Raw genomic sequence first — 3,312 nt, forward strand, 5'->3', positions numbered from 1 at the left:
GGATTATTGCTTAGAGACGTTTGACTTTATTGATGATTCCCGTTTAGGTATTACGGGAGGGAGTTACGGCGGCTTTATGACAAACTGGATTGTCGGACATACCGATCGTTTTAAGGCAGCTGTTACACAGCGCTCTATTTCTAATTGGATAAGTTTTTATGGGGTTAGTGATATTGGCTATTATTTTGCTGATTGGCAAATAAAAGCAGATTTGAATGATTTGGAAACACTGTGGAAGCATTCTCCATTAGCCTATGTAAATAACATTCAAACACCTTTGCTCATCTTGCATGGTGAAAAGGATTATCGATGTCCAATTGAACAGGCAGAGCAATTATTTATTGCTTTAAAGGTTCAGAAGAAAGAAACGAAATTTGTACGTTTTCCAGACTCGAATCATGAACTTTCAAGAAGCGGAAAGCCTACGCTTAGAATAGAGAGACTAAACTATATTAACAACTGGTTTTTAGAATATATTTAATGAGTCAATGAAAAGAGGGCGCCATTTGGTGCCCTCTTTTTAAGTGGAATGAATTAGCCTCTATTTAAAAAGCAAATAGGACATTTGCCTAAAAAATGCCCCAATATGCTATGTTACTAAACAGAAAAAGTTTGATATTACCTTGTAATGTAATTTTAAGCAAGAAAAAAATGTAGAAAAGAACTTTTTTTGATATGATAGTAAAAAGAAAGTGAACCATTAAGAAATTAAGGAGTTAGATAACCAGCTGGATTTTACATAGAAAAGAAGGTCTATATTTTTGTACAAAGGTTACAATTGATAGTAATAAGATCATTAAAAACAATAAAAAAGATTTTGAATATAGAAGGGATTAAAAGAAATGGGGAGAACGGAATATCGAAAAGGTAAGAAAAGAAGGAGATTACGTAAAGGAAGAGTTTTCTTTCTATTCCTAATTCTATTTATACTATTTGCAGGTATATATAGCATTTTTCAATTTAAGCAAGGCGAAAAGCAGTCGAGAGGGAAGATAGGAATCGACGAGGTTAAATATGAATTTAATGGGGAAAAGGATAGTAGCGGAGGAACAAATATTCTGTTACTTGGGAGTGACCAGCGTATAGGAGAAGAGCAGTCTAGAACAGATACTATAATGGTTGCCCAATATCATCCTGATAGAGGTACATATAAAATTATATCGCTAATGAGAGATATGTATGTGGATATACCTGGATATAGTCAAGGTAGAATTAATACCGCTTATACGCTTGGTGGTCCTGAGCTTTTAAGGCAAACAATCAAACAAAATTTTGATATAGATTTGCAATATTATGCGATTATTAATTTTGAAGGATTTGAAGCGGTAATTGATGAAGCATTCCCAAATGGGGTGGAAATCGATGTAGAAAAGCAAATGTCTGCTAATATTGGAGTTACATTGGAGCCAGGACTGCAACGTTTAAATGGAAAGCAGTTATTAGGATATGTTCGTTTCAGACATGATGCAGAATCTGATTTTGGACGAGTAGCAAGACAACAAAAAACATTACAAGCAATAGCCGATCAAGTTTCTGCTGTACAGACATTTGCTAAGTTGCCAAAACTGGCGGGGGTAATAATGCCTTATATTAATACGAGCATGGAAACGGGAGATATGTTGTTTATCGGCAAAGATTTATTAACTTCAAAAAATCACGAGGTAGAGTCGTTAAGAGTTCCTGTAGATGGAACTTTCCAGGATATGCGAGTTAATGGAGCTGCCGTCTTATCGGTTGATTTAGAAGCGAATAAAACAGCAATAACAGAATTTTTAGCACAATAAACGGAATGCTTTTTAACATATTCTTTATACTTAAACAGTAGTAGATGAATTAAAATGGAATAGTCAGGTGGGATTTTTTACGGATCGGAATCTTTAAGCAAAAAAGCATTCTTGTTTAAGGGGAAGGGTGTTAATAATCCTTGGGTTTTTAAGTGGATTCATCGAAAAAAGTCGCAATAAAAGAATACACATACTAAAAGATGCGTAAGTTATACAAGGGGTTTTGTGCTCATGGATATCAACTTAATTAAAGAATGGTTTACGCTTGATAATATAATGGAATTAATCGACAGTTATCGCTCATTCGGACCATTGCCAGGGATTTTATTGCCAATGGTAGAAGCATTTATCCCTTTTTTGCCACTTTTTGTTTTTATTATGGCTAATGTAAATGCATTTGGATTTTGGCTAGGATTTCTATATTCATGGGCTGGAACGATTTTAGGTGCATTACTTGTTTTTTCGATTATCCGAAAGTATGGGAAGAAAAGACTGCTAAGCTTTTTAAGAAAGCACAAAAAGGTTCAAAAGCCAATGATCTGGATTGAAAGACATGGATTTGGCCCGTTATTCTTACTGCTATGTTTTCCTTTTACACCTTCTGCACTAGTAAATATAGTGGCTGGTTTATCTAGGATTAGTACGAGCCAATATATTCTTGCAGTAATTGCAGGTAAACTCGTGATGATTAGTACAATTAGCTTTATTGGCTATGACTTGAAATCGATGATTACGCAACCGTTACGTACGATACCTGTTGTTATTGCCATCTTTATTCTTTGGTTTGTTGGAAAAAGAATCGAGATAAAAATGAATAATGTAGGGATTGATGAGAAAGAGAGAAGCCATTAGTAAATATGGTCTGTAAATTTTGTTTGGAGGAGATAGAGGTTGAAAGAAGCTATAAAGAAAGAAAGCATAGAATGGTTAAAGGCGTTTGCTATCGGAATTATCATCTTTGTTATAATTCGTGCTTTTTTCTTCTCCAATTATGTAGTGGAAGGTGAATCGATGATGCCTACATTGCAGGACGGAAACAAATTAGTTGTTAATAAAGTTGGTTATAAAATGACTGATTTTGATCACTTTGATATTATTGTTTTTCATGCAAATGAAAATGATGATTATGTGAAACGAGTAATTGGCATCCCTGGAGACAGAGTAGAATATAGAGATGACCATCTATTTATAAATGGGAAGAAGTATGAGGAGCCGTTCCTCAATGATTATCGGAAACAAGTTTCTTCAGGAAGGCTAACAGGGAATTTTACTCTAAAAGAAATTACTGGCGAAGTTACAGTTCCAAAAGGAAAATTATTTGTTTTGGGGGATAATCGGTTAGGAAGCTGGGATAGTCGACATTTTGGATTTATTTCTATTGATGAAGTAGTTGGAAAAGTAAGCTTGCGCTATTGGCCATTTAATGAAATTCAATTTTCCTTTTAAGATTTGGAGATTAAATGAGAACTCAAAGTTGAGTTCTTTTTTTCGTTAGACTGTTTTTCATTTGTTTGGAAGTTCGCTGATT

Annotated in this window: 4 protein-coding genes; all 4 read left to right on the plus strand. The window is 34.4% G+C overall.

All coding sequences use genetic code 11. The features are described 5' to 3' along the window. Positions 1-481 (plus strand): alpha/beta hydrolase family protein (locus RTL21_RS13330; RefSeq protein WP_312096373.1); only part of this gene is annotated, 481 nt, incomplete at its 5' end. 361 nt (positions 482-842) lie between these two features. After that, entirely contained in the window at positions 843-1,784 is a 942-nt protein-coding gene (locus RTL21_RS13335) for an LCP family protein (protein WP_312096374.1), read from the plus strand. A 231-nt stretch (positions 1,785-2,015) separates the two neighbouring features. Further along, positions 2,016-2,636: a TVP38/TMEM64 family protein gene (locus tag RTL21_RS13340; RefSeq protein WP_312096375.1), complete on the plus strand. Its 621-nt coding sequence runs from the start codon at positions 2,016-2,018 to the stop codon at positions 2,634-2,636. Between the two features lie 39 nt (positions 2,637-2,675). Further along, a complete protein-coding gene (gene lepB / locus RTL21_RS13345) occupies positions 2,676-3,230 on the plus strand; it encodes a signal peptidase I (RefSeq protein ID WP_312096376.1) in 555 nt (184 codons plus the stop codon). Positions 3,231-3,312 lie beyond the last annotated feature (82 nt).

It is taken from the genome of Niallia sp. (assembly GCF_031978665.1).
Classification (GTDB): domain Bacteria; phylum Bacillota; class Bacilli; order Bacillales; family Cytobacillaceae; genus Niallia.